We start from the raw sequence: 18,846 nt of genomic DNA, 5'->3' as shown, positions 1-18,846 counted from the left end.
AATTACAATGGCAGGAAATAGCTACGGCACACTATATAAAGTAACCACATTTGGAGAATCACACGGAGAAGCTTTAGGCGGAATTATAGACGGTTGCCCGTCGGGAATACAACTTGACTTAGAAGCGATTGAAGTTGAAATGTCACGCAGAAAACCAGGACAATCTGCAATCGTAACCCAACGTAAAGAACCGGATGCGGTTCAGTTTTTATCAGGAATATTTGAAGGTAAAACTACGGGAACTCCAATAGGTTTTATTATTCCGAATACCAATCAAAAATCAGACGATTACTCTCATATAAAAGACAATTACAGACCAAGCCATGCAGACTATGTGTATGATCAAAAGTATGGTTTTCGTGATTATCGCGGTGGCGGAAGAAGCTCTGCACGTGAAACAGCAAGCAGAGTAGTTGCAGGTGCAATTGCTAAGCAAATGTTACCCGAAATTAAAATTAATGCTTACGTTTCTTCTGTTGGACCTATTCATTTAGATACACCTTATCAGGAATTGGATTTTTCTAAAATTGAAAGTAACCCTGTTCGTTGTCCTGACGAAAAATCAGCAGCGATTATGGAAGAATATATTCGTGATATTCGCAAACAGGGAGATACTGTTGGCGGTGTTGTTTCCTGTGTGATTCAAAATGTTCCGGTTGGTTTAGGCGAACCTGTTTTTGATAAACTTCATGCTGAATTAGGAAAAGCAATGCTTTCTATAAATGCCGTAAAAGGTTTTGAATACGGAAGCGGATTTTTGGGTTCTGAAATGAAAGGAAGCGAACACAACGATTTATACAATCCTGACGGAACTACAAAAACAAATCTTTCCGGAGGAATTCAGGGTGGAATAAGCAACGGAATGGATATTTATTTCAGAGTAGCTTTTAAACCCGTTGCTACTATCATGCAAACTCAGGATTCACTTGATAATAAAGGAAATATCACACCAATGACCGGTAAAGGCCGTCATGATCCGTGTGTTGTACCTCGTGCAGTGCCTATTGTTGAAGCAATGGCCGCGATTGTTTTGGCTGATTTTTATTTAATCAACAAAACATATTAATAAAAATTAAGACAGTGAGGGTCTTAATGTTTTAATCTAAAAAACTATTTAATGCAAGTTACAGAAACCAAAAAAAAATCATTTCTTTCAGGATTAACGGGTCAAATTATAGTAGCAATGGTTCTTGGGGCTATTCTCGGAATTATATTGCACAATTCGATTTCACCTGAGGCAGCGCAATCATTTAGTAGTAAAATAAAAATGTTAGCAACCATTTTTATCCGATTGGTACAAATGATTATTTCGCCTTTGGTATTTACTACTTTAGTAGTGGGTATTGCTAAACTGGGAGATATAAAAACTGTTGGAAGAGTTGGAGGAAAAGCATTAGCATGGTTTTTTACTGCTTCGTTTATATCATTATTAATCGGGTTGTTTTATGTAAATGTTTTAGAGCCGGGAGTTGGTATAAAATTAGAGCATATTGATATGGCTTCTGCTTCAGAAGTAACCGGTAAAACAAAAACGTTATCTTTTGATAATTTCGTAGAACATATTGTTCCCAAAAGTATTTTTGAAGCATTGGCAACAAATGAAATTTTGCAGATTGTAATATTTTCTATCTTTTTTGGATTAGCCGCTGCATCTTTAGGAAATACTGTAAAGCCGGTTATAAATGCTTTGGATAAAGTTTCGCATATTGTTTTAAAAATGGTAAATTATGTAATGAACTTTGCTCCAATAGGGGTTTTTGGTGCCATTGCAGGAGTTTTTGCTATTAGAGATACAGAAGAATTAGTGATTACGTACTTTAAATTTTTCGGATCATTTTTAATAGGTATAAGTACTTTATGGGTTGTTTTAATCGCTGTGGGGTATATTTTCCTAAAAGGAAGAATGACAGAACTATTAAAACGTATTATTGGTCCGTTGGCAATTGCCTTTGGAACAACAAGTAGTGAAGCTGTTTTTCCTAAATTAACAGAGGAATTAGAGAGTTTTGGTGTAAAAGACAGAATTGTATCTTTTATGTTACCACTTGGATATTCATTTAATCTGGATGGAAGTATGATGTACATGACTTTTGCCAGTATTTTTATCGCCCAATTTTATGGCGTTCATTTAGATCTGGGAACTCAAATGGTTATGCTTTTGGTTTTAATGTTAACCAGTAAAGGTATTGCAGGCGTGCCAAGAGCAAGTTTAGTTGTAGTAGCGGCAACTTGTGGTATGTTTGATATTCCTATTGAAGGTATTGCATTAATATTGCCAATTGATCACTTTTGTGATATGTTTAGAAGTGCAACCAATGTTTTAGGAAATGCTTTGGCAACTTCAGTTGTGGGACAATGGGAGAACGATAAAGAATCTGATATTGTTTCTGAAAACTAAAATTTTCTTCACGAGAAAAACGTTGTAGTTTTCTTTGGAATATTTAAAATAAGAAAAAAGCTGTATTTTTATTTGAAATACAGCTTTTTTTTATTTTTAAACGTATATTTGAATGAAACTAGCCTATTTATGCCCCAAATACGCATTTTTTTAACCCTACTTTTAATTCTGAATTGTGCTGACAATTTGGCGATTGCACAATCTGAAATTATTTCTGAAGACAAGATAAACAAACTTGTAAAACAGGCCTGGTTCGATTATAAAGATTCCAATTTCGAAAAATCCTTAATTACTTCCCGTGTAGCTTTAAATTATGCAACAGCCCTAAAAAACGACTACTTAATAGCGCGTTCGTATAAAATCATTGCAGGAAATTATAGCGAATTATCAGAGTTTGACAAGGCTATTTTTTTCTATAACAAAAGTTTGTTTTACGCCAATAAAACCAATAACGATTCTATAAAATATAGTCTTTACAATAACTTAGGAAATATATATTGTTTTGAAAGAAAGCAATTTGATAAAGGGATTCGGTATTATAAAAAATCAATTGCATATGGTTTAAAAATAAATGATTTGAGTCAGGTATATTTTACAAACGTAAATATTGCCTGGGCTAATTTTGATTATGGTAATTTTAAAGAAGGATATCCGTATTTGAAATATATCGACGCTAATAAAAAAAAATACGGCGACGAATCTACAGATGTAGTTGTGAATATGCTTAACGGCATGTATTCCAGTTATAAGGAAGATAATGATAATGCGAATACCTACTTTTTAAAAGCGATTGAAGCAGGTAAAAACAGTATAGAAAAATCAGATTTATCATATAGTCATTTAGAATATTCTAAGTTTTTAACCAAAATTGAAAAATACAAGGAAGCTTATGAAAATCTTTCTGCATTTAATAAAATTACCGAAGAATTATATAATGAAGAGAAATTAAAAAAGGCTTCTATTGCCGGGTTTAATCTCGAATTGGACGAATACAAAAGACAGATTGATAAAATTGAAAACGAAAAAATATCACAATATCAGAGCCTGAAAAAATCGAGACTTATTGTTATTTTGTTTATCGTAATTTCGTTTATTCTCCTTTTACTGATTATTACGCTGATCAAGAATATCCGATACAAGAAAAAACACAATTTAGAACTTTTACAAGCCAAAGAAATCGCTGAAGAAGCATCTTTGCTTAAAACACAATTTATTTCTACTATAAGCCACGAATTGCGTACGCCTTTGTATGGAGTTGTGGGGATAACAAATATGCTGCTGGAAGAACATAAAGAATTATCAAACAGTCAGCATCTGAGTTCCTTAAAATTCTCTGCTAGATATTTATTATCGTTGGTAAATGATATTCTTCAAATTAATAAAATAGAAGAAAATAAAGTCGTTCTGGAAAACCTGACATTTAATATTTCTGATGAAATTGCAATGATCAAAAACTCACTTTCGTTTTTGTCGCAAAAAAACAATAATAAAATTTCAGTCAGTATTGACCGGGACATTCCGGAATACTTAATTGGCGATAAATTAAGATTGGCTCAAATACTGATGAATTTAGTTAGTAATGCCTTGAAATTTACTAAAGATGGCGAAGTTGAAATTATCGTAAACCTTAAAAAATCAGAAGGAAAATACCATTATTTAGAATTTCATATAAAAGATAATGGAGTAGGAATAGCAATTGCTGATCAGGGTAAGATTTTTGAAAAATTTGTTCAGGTTGGAAGAAAAGACGAAGATTATCAAGGAACAGGATTAGGTTTAAGTATTGTAAAAAGATTATTGGGGCTTTTTGGAACAACAATACTTTTGCAAAGTGATATAGGTGAAGGAACCGCTTTTTCATTCACCATTCCTTTTGAATGTGATCCGGCAAAAACAAAGGATATTATTGATGAAATTCAGGTTGACTTAACTTCTGATGAAATATATAAAATTTTAGTTGTCGAAGATAATCTGATCAATCAATTGGTAACCAGAAAAATTATTGAAAAAAATAATTATATATGCAAAGTGGTTGATGATGGTTTTGGTGCTTTGCAGATACTAGAAAACGAAGATTTTGACCTTATTTTGATGGATATAAACATGCCATTAATGAATGGATTTGAAACCACAAAAAGAATTCGCCAATTAGGAATAAAGACTCCTATTGTTGCTCTAACTGCTTTTGATAAAGATGAAATTACAGATGAAGCAATATCTTCGGGTATGAATGATATTATCATAAAACCTTTTGAGCCTGTAAAACTCTTTAAGATTATGAATTACTTAATCTATGAAACAAAAAACGTAGGATGTTAAACACGAATTTCACGAATTTACACTAATTATTACTTTGTGAAATTAATTTCACAAAGTAACTTAACTATTAGAATTTGTGTAAATTAGTGAAATTCGTGTTTGAATTTTATCTCCTAATACCAGCGCTTTTTGTTTTGTTTGGATGCGTTTGACTTTCTCGATTTATGAGCGCCACCACTGCGGTTTGAGTTTTTAGGTTTCTCAGCAGTTGCTTCAGGACTTCCTGCATGCCATTGATAAGGATGATCAGTAATTGTTTTTACATCAACTTTTATCAATTTCTGAATATCTTTCCAATAAGGATGTTCATCTTTACTGCAAAATGAAATTGCGATTCCGCCATTTCCTGCACGTCCCGTTCTACCAATTCGGTGTACGTAAGTTTCAGGAATATTCGGCAAATCAAAATTAATTACAAAAGGCAATTGATCAATATCAATTCCTCTTGCGGCGATATCTGTAGCAACAAGAACACCAACTTCTTTATTTTTAAAAGCGTCTAAAACACGTTGTCTTGCATTTTGAGATTTATCGCCGTGAATTGCTTCGGCCGGGATATCTTTTTTACGCAATGCTTTTACAACATTATCCGCTCCGTGTTTGGTTCTCGAAAAAACCAAAACATTCGATAAGTTTTCGTTTTTTATTAAATGATAAAGTAAATTTCTTTTCTCTGTTTTTTCAACAAAATACACACGCTGCTCTACATTTTCTGCAGTTGATGAAACGGGCGAAACTTCTACTTTTGCAGGATCCTGCAAAAACATTTCGGCCAATTCTCTAATTGCGATAGGCATTGTAGCCGAGAATAATAAAGTCTGACGATTTTTAGGCGTTAATTTTACAATCTTTTTCACATCATTGATAAAACCCATATCAAGCATTTGATCGGCTTCATCCAAAACTAAAGTATGCAAATGATCAAGATCAAGAAAACCTTGTTTTTGTAAATCCAGTAATCTTCCCGGAGTGGCAACCAAAATATCAACACCTTTTTTCAAAGTATCAACTTGCGGATTTTGAGAAACGCCGCCAAAAATCGTTAATTGCGTCAGGTTGGTATATTTGGCATAAGTGTCAAAACTTTGCCCAATCTGAACTGCAAGTTCACGGGTTGGCGTAACTATAAGGGCGCGAATTTGTTTGGCTTTTTTTGATGAACCTACAATTCGGTGTAATTGGTGTATGATTGGAATAGCAAATGCTGCTGTTTTTCCTGTTCCTGTTTGTGCACAGCCAATAAGGTCTCTTCCTGCCAAAACGATCGGAATAGATTGCTCCTGAATAGGTGTGGGGTTTAAATAGCCTTCTTCAAATACGGCTTTTTGTATACTTTTGGAAAGTGATAAATCTTCAAATAACATATCTTAGGTATTAAGAAATTTAGTTTTAAGTACTAAAAATCTGTGCAAAGATAGGTTTATTCAGCCAATGGTCTGTTTGAATTGGGGTTTATTTGGCAAATGATCTAATTTTCAGTTCCTATAAGTTAAATTTTTTCGTTGTTTGCTTTTATGAAATCAGTAATTAAATAACCAATTAATTTTCCAATAAGATGATTATTTGGCGATTGATCTAAGTCTGGCGCGCCTTCGCAAATGTGTAAATAGGCGGCATTTCTGTGCTGTCCGAAAAATGAAACAAACTGACGTAATTCTTCTATCGAAAACCCGCTAATTGTCATGGCGCTACTGGCAATATTCGGAATTGCATCCAGATCTATCTCGATACCAAATGAATCTGTTTTGATAAATTCTAAAGCCAAAGCCATTTCTCTGTCGAAATCTTTTTCTTTGCGAATATTTACACTATCATAAGTATTGTAACGTACACGATCTTCTAATTTTTTAATTATATCGAGAACACTTTTTGAAGTATAATTTTCATGAAGTCCAAAAATGAAATATTTTTTCAGGAAACCTTCTTCATATGCATAAGAGAATCCATTTCCGCTATGACGGCCTTCAAGAATCCTGAAATCTGAATGTGCGTCAAAATTAATAGCATTTATTGGTTTTCCTTTTGCTAAAGCGGAACCTTTAATATTTCCGTAAGCATTATTGTGGCCTCCTCCAATTATAATTGGCGTTTTTCCGGCCTTTATTATAGTAAAGATAATATGAGAAACTTCTTTGTCAACTTTTTCAACAAGCTGACTTAATTTTGAGCGGTCATCAATATCATTAAAATCAAGATTTTCAACATCACGCATTTCTGCAGAAACATTAATTTGTCCTAAAACAATAATCTGGCTGCCTTTGGCAAAACGGTTATGCTGAATGTTTGCAATGCTTTTTATGGCACTTTTCCATGCAGATGCCGTTCCCGGTCTTCCGTAATTAGCACGCACGCCAATGTCTTCAGGAATTCCTAAAAGTACATATTTAGCTTCACTTTCTTTCAGAAAATTGACCTTATCAACTCCATTTGGAATGATAATCATCTTTTCTCCAAACTTAATTTCACCACTTCGATGGTTGGTTACTTTAGCTAAATCATTAATAGTAAATGGGATTAGTTTCTCCATAAAAAAAAATATTGTTCAAAAATAATATAATTGTAGTAACTTACGTTATAACGATATATTAATTATTAAATTTGTTTTTAAGAAAATTATTAAAATATGGAAAACCCAAACAAAAACAACTCAAGTCTAAAGGCGGTAATCGCTGTTTTAGCAGTACTACTAATTGGAAGTTTAGTGTATATTTTTAAATTATCATCTGATACAGATGTAGTTAAAACTGAACTTACCACAACTCTAACAGAGAAAGAATCTGTTATGAAAGATTTGCAGGAATTAAAAGCAACTTACGATGCTGCAATTGCAGAAAACACTTCAATGTCTGATGAATTAATTCAGGAAAGAGATAAAGTAGTAGCTTTGATGGATGATTTAAATAAATCTAAAGGAGATGTATCTAAATACAGAAATCAAGTTGTAGGCATGCAGGCTAAAATGAAAACTTTAGTTGCTGAAAACGATGAATTGAAAAAACAAAATGGTGTTTTAACAGTTCAGAGAGATAGTACTATTGTAGTTTTAGGAGAATCTAAAAAATTCAACGAAGTTTTAGTTGGTCAGAACGAAGAATTGGCTAAAACAGTTGAAAAAGGGTCTAAATTATCAATTTTGAATACAAAAACTGCAGCTTACAAATTGAAAAGCTCAGGAAAACAAATTGAAACTGATAAAGCAAGCCGTGCTGACGTTTTAAAAGTAAGTTTTACTATTGCTGAAAATCAAATTGCAAAATCTGGCGATAAAACGTATTATATTCAGGTTATCGATGCTAAAAACAATGTTTTAGGAGATAAGAAAACAGAAAGTTTTGGAGACAATACTTTAACTTACAGTTTCAAGAAAACAATTCAGTACGAAAACAAAACTGTACAGGTTTCTGAAGATTTACCAGGTAAAGACTTCGAAAAAGGAACTTATTTTATCAATGTTTTTGATAACGACGAATTAGTTTCTAAAACTAGTTTTTCTTTAAGATAAGGAATACTTTAAAAATAATACAAAAAAAGAGGAGCTTAAAACTCCTCTTTTTTTATGCTAAAACTTTACCTTCCACAAAAACGCTTTCTATTAAATTACTGCCAAACGCATATGGAATCTGATAATAAGATGAAATAGGCTTTGTGAGGATAAGATTGGCTTTTTTTCCTTTTGTAATACTTCCATGGGTTTCAGAAATTTCCATTGCGTATGCGCCATTTATTGTTGCTGCGTTAATCGCTTCTTCGGGAGTCATTTTCATTTTGATACACGCTGTTGCCACCACAAAATTCATATTTCCCGATGGAGTGGAGCCGGGGTTGAAATCAGTTGCCAATGCAAGTGGTAAACCGGCCTTTATCATTTCGCGGGCAGGAGTGTACGGAATACTTAAAAAATAAGAACAGGACGGTAAAGCTACAGGCATCGTTTCCGTGTCTTTTAAGGCTTCAATATCTTCCGGGTTCATAACTTCAAGATGATCGACAGAAAGTGCATTAAATTTAATTCCGGCCTGAATCCCGCCAATAGAATTAAATTGATTCACATGAATTTTTGGCTTTAAGCCGAATTGAATTCCGGCTTCCATAATTTTTTCTGTTTCTTCGATAGAAAAATAACCCGTTTCGCAAAATACATCAATATAATCTGCCAGTTTATTTTGAGTGATTTTCGGAAGCATTTTGGTTATAATTTCATCAATATAACCTTGTTTGTTTTCTTTGTAATGTAAAGGAAATGCATGAGCGCCCAAAAATGTTGCTTTTATTGAAATAGGATAATTTGCTGCCAGTTTTTTGATAACGCGAAGCATTTTTAACTCACCTTCAATAGTAAGTCCGTAACCGGATTTTATTTCAACCGCTCCGGTTCCTAAATGCATTACTTCTTCCAAACGAACTTTTGATTGCTCGTAAATTTCTTCTTCAGAAGTTTCGTTTAATTTTTTAGCAGAGTTTAAAATTCCGCCGCCGCGATTGGCAATTTCTTCATAAGAGAATCCATTGATTCGGTCTACAAATTCCTGCTCGCGATTTCCTGCATACACAATATGTGTGTGGCTGTCGCACCAGGAAGGCAAAACGATTTTTCCGGTAGCATCAATAACTTCATCTGCATTGATTTCGGGAAGATTTTCCATCAACCCAAAATCTGCAATTAGATTGTTTTCAATTACTAAAAATGCATTTTTTATTGTGGGAAGAACTGCCATTTCAGCCCCAGAAACCTTAGAAACAGACGTTTCACGAACCTGAAGCAATTCTTTTATGTTTTTGATTAAAGTAATCATTATTAAGAAATTTAATTAGTGTAGTAATTATATAAAAACACAAATTTGCTTCGCCAGTTCGTCCTACGGTCTCGGGTCACAAATTAACACTAATCAATTCGTGAAAATTTGTGAAATTCGTGTTTGTCTCTATGTGTAATCCTATTCTGAAACTGTTATTTCGAACATTTTTTCCCAATATTTACCTGTTACAAAAATGGTTTTTGTTGCAGGATTATAAGCAATTCCGTTTAAAACTTCTGCTTCAGGATGTTTGATAAATTTGCGTAAACCAGACATGTCCAGAATTCCTTCAACAGCTCCCGAAGTTGGATTTACAACCGCAATCGCATCTTTTTGCCAAACATTTGCATAGAATTTTCCGTCGATTAATTCTAGCTCATTCAGAACTTTAATTTTTGAAGTTCCGGAATAAACATTAATGTAATCAATCATTTTTTGGGTTTCAGGATCCATTTTCCAGATTTTCTCTGTTCCGTCAGAGCGATAAATATATTTGTCATCGTGCGTCATTCCCCAGCCTTCAATATCTTTATCGTATTTAAAGGTTTTTTCCAGTTTAAGCGTTTTTGCATCGTATATAAAACCAGTTTTTTCCTGCCATGTTAATTGAAACAATTTACCATTTATAAAAGTAATTCCTTCACCAAAATATTCCTTTGGAAGATCAACTTGCTGAATCACTTTTCCGGTTTTGTAATCAACAGATCTAAAGTAAGAATCTGCTTTCTGACCAGTACTTTCAAATAAAACACCGTCGTGAAATTCTAAACCTTCGGTAAAAGCTTTTGTATCGTGCGGATATGTATTTACGATTTTATATTTCAATAATTTTGGTTCAACATTCGAAACCAATTCGATTCGTTTCGTAGCATCAGACGAATCTCCACCAAAATAAACGGTAGCTTTTAGATATTGATATCCTAATTTTTGATCTTTTAATTCAAATTTAAATTTTTCATTTCCTTTTTTGCTTCCCACTTTTTTGTCATTTACAAAGTAAGAGATACTATCAATTTCTTTTGATTTTGGGTTTAAAATTCCAATAGAAACTGATTCCTGAGACGAAAAATGAGCAGGAAAAGCGGAATCATCGATGTTAAATAAAGAATTTTCACCTTTTTTTGTATCTCCACATCCAATTAATGTGATTCCTAATAAAATGACAGCTAGGAAGTTATATTTTTTCATAGTTAAAAATTTGAATAAGCCAATATACGACGATATTTTTATAGCAACAAAGCTCTTGCAAAAATATAAAAAGATTGTATATTTGCACCGGCAAGTCCTACACGACCAGCTCCTGCAGACTCCCCCAGGATGGGAACATAGCAAGGGTACGTGGTTGAGCGGTGCGATGTAGGTCGCTTGCCATTTTTTATTTTATATGTCCTGAAATGTTTCAGGATTTTTTTTTAGAATTAATTTAAAAGTAGTCTTCCTTCTGGAGGATTTTTTTATTTTTGGTACTGAGGAAAGTTGGATGAATTTTAAAACCTGTGGACGGGTAAATAAATTTAACAGCAAAGCTCGCAAAGATTTTTTACTCTCAGCTTTTGTGAAAAGGCATCCCGAAGTTTCGGGACGCAAAGCTTTGCGGACTTAGATTGTGTAAACACAACTTCAATCTTAGTGGACTCTGCGAATCCCGATAGCTATCGGGATTGTGTTCTCTGCGGTAAAAAATAATTTAAAGATCTCTTAATTTATAACAAATAACCTAGTACCCCATAATATGAATAAAGTCGTTTTAATTACCGGAGGATCTTCAGGGATCGGGAAATCTATTGGAGAATTTTTGCATCAAAAAGGTTTCGTTGTTTATGGAACAAGTCGAAACCCTGAAAAAGTGTTGAATTCTGTTTTTCCACTCGTGGCTTTAGATGTTCGAAATACCGAATCTATTAAATCGGCGGTAGCCAAAATTATTCAAACTTCCGGGCGATTGGATATTGTAATTAATAATGCTGGAGTTGGAATTACAGGGCCTTTGGAAGAAATTCCGACAGAAGAAATCAAGAATAACTTCGAGACCAATTTTTTTGGACCAATAGAAGTTATGAAAGCGGTTTTACCACAAATGCGTGAACAAAAATCGGGTTTGATTATTAATATTACTTCAATTGCCGGTTATATGGGATTGCCGTACAGAAGTGTTTATTCTGCATCAAAAGGAGCTTTAGAATTAATTACCGAAGCTTTAAGAATGGAAGTAAAGTCTTTTGGAATTGAGATCACCAACGTAGCACCTGGAGATTTTGCTACCAATATTGCTTCAGGACGTTATCATGCGCCGGTTATTTCAGGTTCTGCTTATGAAAAAGTTTACGGAGATGTGCTTGCTACTATGAATGAACATGTTGATGCGGGAAGTAATCCGAATGAAATGGCTGAGGCAGTTTACAAAATTATTCAGCAAAAAAAGCCAAAAGTGCATTATAAAGTAGGTGTTTTTATGCAGAAATTCTCGATCGTTTTAAAACGTGTACTTCCGGATAAAATGTATGAAAAAATGCTAATGAACCATTATAAACTATAATTATTCAATTGTAATGAAAAAAAATTAACCGCAAAGTTCGCAAGGATTTTTTACAGTTAGTTTTTATTAGAATAAATAAAAAGTTCGCAAAGCTTTGTGTTTACTTAGCTTTGCGAACTTTGTGTTTTTAGAAAGTTTAATTAGATAAAAACCTTTGCGTTCTTTGCGGTAAAAAAAAACGCTATCTTATTCATTCTAAAGGAATAAAAATATCAAATTTTGCTCCTTGATTTAAAATTCCTTTTGCTGTAATAAAGCCGTTATGGTTTTCTACAATTCTTTTGACTATTGTAAGTCCTATTCCGGTACTTTTTATCGGTTTTGTGTGTAAGGCCTGAAAAAGTCCAAATATTTTTTCGTTATAAGATTGATCAAATCCAATGCCATTGTCTGCAATGGTTATTTGGTAATATTTGGTAAGAGGAGAAAGTTTCTCAAGTATTCCATTTGTGATTTTTGATGAGATTGTGATGATTAAATTTCGATCAGGACTTGCAAATTTCATCGAATTATTAATCAAATTATAAAGAAGCTGTCTGAATTGAAATTCTATTACAGAAAGTTTTCCTAAATCTTGTATATCAAAAACTACATTTTTATTTTCAAACTCATCTGTAAGATCTTCGATAACGTCTCTGGTAATTTCATTTAAGTCTTTAAGTACAAACTTTCTATCGTCAAATTTTGTTTTAGAATAAATTAAAAGGTCGTTAATTAGATTTTGCATTCTAAAAGCCGAAGTCTTGATTTTATTGAATGCAGTTTTGCCTTTTTCAGATAAATTATTTAGTTCTTCACGTTCAATAGTATCTGTAAAAAGCTGAATTTTTCGCAAAGGTTCCTGTAAATCATGACTCGAAATGTAATTAAATGCCTCGAGTTCATTGTTCATTTTTTCAAGAGAGATGTTTTTCTCAATAAGTTTTTTCTCAATGTCTGATTTTGATTTTACAGCTTTTTGTTTTTCAATTTCGGTTTTTTCCAGAAGATTGTCTTTCTCTTTTAAAATCGTTTTGCTTTCGTTTGCTTCTTCAATACTTGTGATGTGGAATGAAATTAAATCAGCAAACAAATTAAACATTTCTCGGACTTTGAATGTTTTTAAGCTATTTGGTTTCGGATCGATGGCACAAAGTGTTCCAAAAAAACTTCCGTCTTTAAGCATAATCGGAACCGAAATATAACTTTGAAGTCCATACATTGCCGGAGTATGATGATAACGAAATTCAGGATCTTCACTAACATTGTCAATTATTACTGCTTTCCTGTCCTGGCGAATTTCATCGCAAATTGTGGTTTTTACTTGTAATTCATCTCCGGGTTTTAGACCAAATGCAACATTGTCCTGAACACTGCAGGTTATCCAGCGATCTTCTGTAACTCTTGCTACGGCTGCAAAACCCATTCCGGTCGTTTGGCATATTACATTTAGTAAAGTTGGTACAATTGTAATATTCTGGATATTAGTAATGTCTTGTTGAAAATTCTCTTCTAGCACTTTTGGACTTATTTGGACTTTAAAAATACGCTTTTTTAATGAAGGTATTATAACGAGGAATATCGAAATGTAGAATTATTTTTAAGATTTTAATTTTGGGAAAATTATAAGTTGTAATTTTGCACCGAAATTTATGTAAGGTGAGCAGGCTCATTCTTTGTGAATTAAAAAGAATAAAAGATAACGGCAAAAACCGGATTACGGTTGCCGAAGACATCAAATAGAATCAACACAATTAAATAGATATAATTATGAAATTTTTTATTGACACAGCTAATTTAGCTCAAATTAAAGAAGCACAGGCTTTAGGTGTTTTGGATGGTGTAACGACTAACCCGTCATTGATGGCGAAAGAAGGAATTACAGGAAAAAACAATATCCTGAAACATTATGTTGACATCTGCAATCTTGTAGAAGGCGATGTAAGTGCTGAGGTAAATGCGTTGGATTATGATGGAATGATTAAGGAAGGTGAAGAATTAGCTGAATTACATGATCAAATCGTAGTTAAATTGCCAATGACAAAAGAAGGCGTTATGGCTGCGAAATATTTCTCAGATAAAGGAATCAAAACAAATGTAACACTTGTATTTTCTGTTGGTCAGGCTCTTTTGGCTGCAAAAGCTGGAGCTACTTATGTTTCTCCATTTATTGGTCGTCTTGATGATGTTTCTACAGACGGTTTAAACCTGATCGAAGAAATTAGACTGATTTATGATAACTACGGATACGAAACTCAAATTTTAGCTGCTTCTGTGCGTCATACAATGCATATTGTAAACTGCGCTAAAATTGGAGCTGATGTTATGACTGGACCACTTTCTGCAATTTACGGATTATTGAAACACCCATTAACTGATATTGGATTAGCTCAGTTTGTTGCTGATTTTGAGAAAGGAAACAAATAGTTTACCTTAAATACATAATTAAAATCACCATTTTTTGTAAGAAAGATGGTGATTTTTTTTATCTTTATGTGTCTCAAAAAGAATGACATATGAAAAAACTTATTCTGATTTTCGCATTTTTGGCAGTAAATATCACTGCAAATTCCCAGGCAAAAGTATTAACATCTGTAAACGAAGCCGGAGATGTGGCTACTTTTGAATTAGATTGTACTTCAAAATTCCAGACTTTGGCAAAAGGTTTACGTTATAATATTACACGTCACGAGTTTAGAGGTCCTGAAATGAAAAATTCATACCGATTATTGTTGGTAATGGATGGTTTTTATTCAAATACATTAAATAGTACAATGACAATTTCGGCTGTTTTAAGTGACGGAACTGTTCTGGCTGCAAAAAAAACAATCGAAGAAGATGGTTATTTTGATGGTGCCTGTACATTAAAAATTAAGGATCCAAAAGCACTTTTAGCGACGAATATTGATAAAGTGATTATTCATGCCGATAAAGATGTCGTATATACTTTATCGGAACAAAATAAAGCCATTTTTAAAAAGAATTTAAGCAATATTATTAATGCGAAGTAAAAAAAAATTAAATTCCAAAAAATAAATTCCAAATTCCAATTTCGGCTGGAATTTTTTATCGACAAACCTGACAGGTTTTATTCCGAAGCTTCGGGACTGTCGGGTTTGCTGAATAAGGTCAAAAAAAATCCCAAATTCCAATCTATAAAATTGGAATTTGGGATTTTTTATATTGTTATTTAAAGAAGGTTTAGTGCCCTCCTGAAAGTTTTTTGTCAAAGTTAATCCCTTGTTTTCTAAGGATTCCGCTCACGCTCCATGCGTAAAACGCAAGGTAAGCAAAACATAAGATACCTACAATATAACTTGCTTGAATACCAATGAATTCAGAAACAAAACCTTGTAACCAGCTGATAACTCCACCACCCATAATCATCATGATTAGGAAGCTGCTTCCCTGGCTTGTATTTTTTCCTAATCCGCTTACTGCCAGTGTAAAGATACATGGCCAAAGCGTACTACAGAATAGACCAACACTTGTAAAAGCGTAAACACTCACAATACCATTAGTCGACATTCCTATTGCTAAAGCAACAATTCCTAAAACAGAGAAGATTAATAACATTCTCGCAGGATTTCCTTTACTTGCAATATCAGCAGCAATTAATACTAAGATAATTAATCCGTAGATGTAAAACGGTGTTAAATCGTGTTTTGCAATTGCATTTACAGCTAAAAATACGCCAAATGCCAAATATGGTGCTACAAAACGTAATATTTGTTGTAAACTGGCTTTATCAGTAAAAGCTTCGATAGCTCCTGTCCAACGGCCAATCATTAAACTTGCCCAATATAAAGAGATATAAGGAGCAACTTCCTGAGTTAAAAATCCTAATTTGCTTTCCATGTATGCAGGTAAATTACTTGCAGTAGAAACTTCTACACCAACATAAAGAAATATAGCAATCATTCCCATTACCAATTGTGGATATTGTAATGCAGATTTTTTTGCTGTTGCGCCATCATGTGCGATTTCTTCTTCGATTAGAGCTGGTCTGTCTGGCAATGAAGAGAATTTTAATAAAATAGCAACTAATAAAAAGGCCAAACCAAGTATTAAATAAGGAATTTTTACACTCTCGATGCTTAAAGTAGATGATCCAGTGCTTGATCCGAAGATTGCAAAACTCACAATAAGCGGTCCGATTGTAGTACCCAGATTGTTAATTCCACCTGCTAAAGTTAAACGTTGAGATCCTGTTGTAATTGGTCCTAAAGCAATTGCTAAAGGGTTTGCAACTGTTTGCTGTAATGAAAAACCAAGTGCTACAATGAATAATCCAGATAACATTAAAGGAAAAGATCCTGTATTTGCAGCCGGATAAAATAATAAAGTTCCAAGAGCAGAAATAAGTAAACCTAATGAAAGACCGTTTTTATATCCTATTCTGTTAACTAAATCTTCTTTGATTAAAGCGGAGATTCCCATATATATTAGCGATCCTACGGTGTAAGCGATATAAAAAGCTAAAGATACTAATTGACTTTCTCCTTGAGATAAGTTGAAGGCTGTTTTAAAAACAGGAATCAAGATGTCGTTACTTGCAGCGACAAAACCCCAAAAGAAGAATACGATAACTAGAGGAATAAACTGTCCCCACTTAGTTTGCACATTTTCTGAACTCATAATTGTGATAAGGTTAATTTTTTAATTTTATTGTTTTTTGAAGACCGTAAATATATTTGTTAAGTGTTTCAAAAAAAAATAAAAAGGCACAAATAATGTTAAATTTAAACCAACGGCATCATTTTTTCAACAATGTGTTAATTTTAACCTACTTAGAAAATGAAAAATGAAATTGTATTTACTCTAAAATTTTGTTTTTAACATCTTTACTGTAATTTCTACCAATAGGAATGGTGTAAGATTGGATCTGTATGCGGTTTCCTTCGATAGATTTCACCTTATTTAGGGCGATAACGTACGATTTATGAATTCTCAAAAAACGATCTGCCGGTAATTCTTCAGACAAAGAAGTGAGGGATTTATGGGTAATATACGTTTTATCAGGCGTAACAACTTTAATATATTCTTTCATTCCTTCGATAAAAAGGATTTCTTCAATATTGATTTTCATCATTTTTTTATCAACCTTAATAAAAATATGAGAATCACCTTTTGTGGTTTCGACCTTAATATTGTTTTTTAAATTGTATTCGGTAGTAATCTTGTTAATGCACTTTATAAATCTGGGCAGCGGAATGGGTTTTACTAAATAATCAAGAACATCAAGATCATAACTTTCGGCTGCAAACTCCCTAAAAGCTGTTGTGATAATGACTTTGGTTTTGTTTTCGATTAAACTAATTAATTCAAATCCTGTCATCATTGGCATATTGATATCTAAAAAGACAGCATCAACAGTTGTGCTGTTGATAAAATCAAGTGCTTCAAGAGAATTATTGAATGTACCGATCACTTCAAAATCTGTAAAATTATTGAAATAATTTTGCAAGACTTTGATAGCCAAAGGCTCATCATCAATCAATACGCATTTAATCTTCATTATGAATAGGTATTTGCAAGCGGATTATATAGTAATTTAGTTTTGTTTTGTGTTTTAGGCTGAAATCATTTTTATAAATTAATTTCAGTCTTTTCTTGGTATTGACTAATCCAATACCACTTTTCGGGTTAAGATTTTGTGAAATTACAAAATTATTTAAGATTTCAAAATCTAACCTTTTATTATCAATAACTTTACAATTGATCTTGATTTTTAAGTTTTTGTTGTTCAGTCCGCCATGTTTAAAGGCGTTTTCAACCAGCGAAATAAAGATTAACGGAGGCACAACAATATCTTCAATATCCGACTCAAGATTTATCGTAACTTCTACATTTTCAAACCGTAACTTCTCAATTTCAATATAATTCTGAATATAGTCTATTTCTTTTATAAGCGGAACAAATTTGGTTCCTTTTACATCATACAAGACATATTCCATCAAATTGGATAACTTAATAATTACGTCAGGAACCTTATTTGAAGATTCTAATGATAAGGCATATAAATTATTTAATGTGTTAAAGAAAAAGTGTGGCTGAATTTGATTCTCCAGATACTTCAATTTGATTTTGAACTGATTTTCTCTTAATGATCTGTTTCTTTCTCTTTCCCTTAGCCAGGTTAAAGTCAGGTAAACAGATGAAGCCATGGCTAATACATATAATTCTCCAATGCAAACTGCAACGATATGATTGATTTCAAACGGATGATATTCTCTGTTGGCTTCCGGCCAGATATTCTCAGATATAATATAATAGGTAAGTGCGGTTTTTAATAAATAAATACCGAAAAGGCTTAAAATCAAGGCAAAAGTATATTGAATATATTTCTGTTTTAGTACAAATTTCGGTACCAAAACAAAAAGATTAAAATAGACTAACGGAATGTGCAATGAAAATTCAATCAGGTTAGATTTGAATGAATAAGGATAGTCATTAAAATAGGCTCCCCATCTTAAAAAGTTAAGAGTAAAGTAACTTCCCCAAAACCAAATATGATTTTGCAGTTTTATTTCAAATTTTAATTTTTGAATTTCGTTCAATTTTGATTATTGGGGGTTAATGTAATTATTCTTAGGAATAATAATTTGCAACTTTAAACAATTAGTTGGTAAAACGCAATTCTTTTGAATAAAATTTTATCAAAAATGGCATTTCGTCGATTATTTTTTAAAGGCATCGTTTTCGTAAAACGTATTATTGATTGTTTTCTGTTGTTTGTTTAAGGTTTAGGGTAGTTTGTTTAAAAAGTTTTATTTATGTTAATTTTAACAATAGATTTATCGCTTAACCAACAAAAC

The 18,846-nt window shown here is 32.7% G+C and carries 15 protein-coding genes and 1 other RNA gene; 8 read left to right on the top strand and 8 right to left on the bottom strand.

All coding sequences use genetic code 11. The features are described from left to right. Positions 1 to 7: 7 nt before the first annotated feature. From aroC to BUE22_RS11140, 3 genes are all read left to right on the top strand, one after another. Entirely contained in the window at positions 8 to 1,066 is a 1,059-nt protein-coding gene (gene aroC / locus BUE22_RS11150; RefSeq protein WP_073395110.1) for a chorismate synthase, read from the top strand. A gap of 51 nt (positions 1,067 to 1,117) precedes the next feature. Beyond that, complete coding sequence (locus tag BUE22_RS11145) at positions 1,118 to 2,398, top strand: dicarboxylate/amino acid:cation symporter (RefSeq protein ID WP_073395109.1); 1,281 nt, start codon at positions 1,118 to 1,120, stop codon at positions 2,396 to 2,398. A gap of 129 nt (positions 2,399 to 2,527) precedes the next feature. Further along, positions 2,528 to 4,717, top strand: coding sequence for a response regulator (locus BUE22_RS11140; protein ID WP_073395108.1), 2,190 nt, complete (start codon positions 2,528 to 2,530; stop codon positions 4,715 to 4,717). Between the two features lie 113 nt (positions 4,718 to 4,830). Here BUE22_RS11140 and BUE22_RS11135 read toward each other — a convergent pair whose 3' ends face one another. Continuing rightward, complete coding sequence (locus tag BUE22_RS11135; protein ID WP_073395107.1) at positions 4,831 to 6,081, bottom strand: DEAD/DEAH box helicase; 1,251 nt, start codon at positions 6,079 to 6,081, stop codon at positions 4,831 to 4,833. Between the two features lie 125 nt (positions 6,082 to 6,206). Beyond that, a complete protein-coding gene (locus BUE22_RS11130; RefSeq protein ID WP_073395106.1) occupies positions 6,207 to 7,244 on the bottom strand; it encodes a formimidoylglutamase in 1,038 nt (345 codons plus the stop codon). Positions 7,245 to 7,340: 96 nt separating this feature from the next. On the opposite strand from BUE22_RS11130, the gene BUE22_RS11125 reads away from it, so the two are divergent. Then, positions 7,341 to 8,219 carry a hypothetical protein gene (locus BUE22_RS11125; protein WP_042565038.1) on the top strand — a complete coding sequence of 293 codons (879 nt, stop codon included), beginning with the start codon at positions 7,341 to 7,343 and terminating at the stop codon, positions 8,217 to 8,219. A 52-nt stretch (positions 8,220 to 8,271) separates the two neighbouring features. Here BUE22_RS11125 and hutI read toward each other — a convergent pair whose 3' ends face one another. Together hutI and BUE22_RS11115 are read right to left on the bottom strand one after the other, a co-directional pair. After that, positions 8,272 to 9,510, bottom strand: coding sequence for an imidazolonepropionase (gene hutI / locus BUE22_RS11120; protein WP_073395105.1), 1,239 nt, complete (start codon positions 9,508 to 9,510; stop codon positions 8,272 to 8,274). Between the two features lie 141 nt (positions 9,511 to 9,651). Further along, positions 9,652 to 10,701 carry a glutaminyl-peptide cyclotransferase gene (locus tag BUE22_RS11115; RefSeq protein ID WP_073395104.1) on the bottom strand — a complete coding sequence of 350 codons (1,050 nt, stop codon included), beginning with the start codon at positions 10,699 to 10,701 and terminating at the stop codon, positions 9,652 to 9,654. Between the two features lie 88 nt (positions 10,702 to 10,789). Between BUE22_RS11115 and ffs the strand changes: the two genes are divergently transcribed. Beyond that, positions 10,790 to 10,887, top strand: an RNA gene (gene ffs, locus BUE22_RS11110) — signal recognition particle sRNA small type. A 358-nt stretch (positions 10,888 to 11,245) separates the two neighbouring features. Continuing rightward, positions 11,246 to 12,049 (top strand): SDR family oxidoreductase, encoded by an 804-nt coding sequence (locus BUE22_RS11105; RefSeq protein ID WP_073395103.1) that lies wholly within the window; start codon positions 11,246 to 11,248, stop codon positions 12,047 to 12,049. 190 nt (positions 12,050 to 12,239) lie between these two features. On the opposite strand, the gene BUE22_RS11100 is transcribed toward BUE22_RS11105, so the two are convergent. Continuing rightward, positions 12,240 to 13,547: a GAF domain-containing sensor histidine kinase gene (locus BUE22_RS11100; protein ID WP_073395102.1), complete on the bottom strand. Its 1,308-nt coding sequence runs from the start codon at positions 13,545 to 13,547 to the stop codon at positions 12,240 to 12,242. Positions 13,548 to 13,798: 251 nt separating this feature from the next. Between BUE22_RS11100 and fsa the strand changes: the two genes are divergently transcribed. Both fsa and BUE22_RS11090 read left to right on the top strand, forming a co-directional pair. Next, positions 13,799 to 14,455, top strand: a complete 657-nt coding sequence (gene fsa, locus BUE22_RS11095; RefSeq protein WP_073395101.1) for a fructose-6-phosphate aldolase — start codon at positions 13,799 to 13,801, stop codon at positions 14,453 to 14,455. Between the two features lie 89 nt (positions 14,456 to 14,544). Further along, entirely contained in the window at positions 14,545 to 15,039 is a 495-nt protein-coding gene (locus BUE22_RS11090) for a hypothetical protein (protein WP_073395100.1), read from the top strand. Positions 15,040 to 15,229: 190 nt separating this feature from the next. On the opposite strand, the gene BUE22_RS11080 is transcribed toward BUE22_RS11090, so the two are convergent. From BUE22_RS11080 to BUE22_RS11070, 3 genes are all read right to left on the bottom strand, one after another. After that, positions 15,230 to 16,666, bottom strand: coding sequence for an MFS transporter (locus BUE22_RS11080; protein WP_073395098.1), 1,437 nt, complete (start codon positions 16,664 to 16,666; stop codon positions 15,230 to 15,232). 178 nt (positions 16,667 to 16,844) lie between these two features. Further along, positions 16,845 to 17,546 (bottom strand): LytR/AlgR family response regulator transcription factor, encoded by a 702-nt coding sequence (locus tag BUE22_RS11075; RefSeq protein WP_042565030.1) that lies wholly within the window; start codon positions 17,544 to 17,546, stop codon positions 16,845 to 16,847. Further along, positions 17,536 to 18,588, bottom strand: coding sequence for a sensor histidine kinase (locus BUE22_RS11070; RefSeq protein ID WP_042565029.1), 1,053 nt, complete (start codon positions 18,586 to 18,588; stop codon positions 17,536 to 17,538). Before BUE22_RS11070 ends, BUE22_RS11075 begins: the two co-directional genes overlap by 11 nt. Positions 18,589 to 18,846: the final 258 nt, after the last annotated feature.

It is taken from the genome of Flavobacterium pectinovorum, from assembly GCF_900142715.1.
Lineage (GTDB): Bacteria > Bacteroidota > Bacteroidia > Flavobacteriales > Flavobacteriaceae > Flavobacterium > Flavobacterium pectinovorum.
Note: the sequence above shows the minus strand (reverse complement) of the source record. Positions and strands in the feature narration are given on the sequence as shown.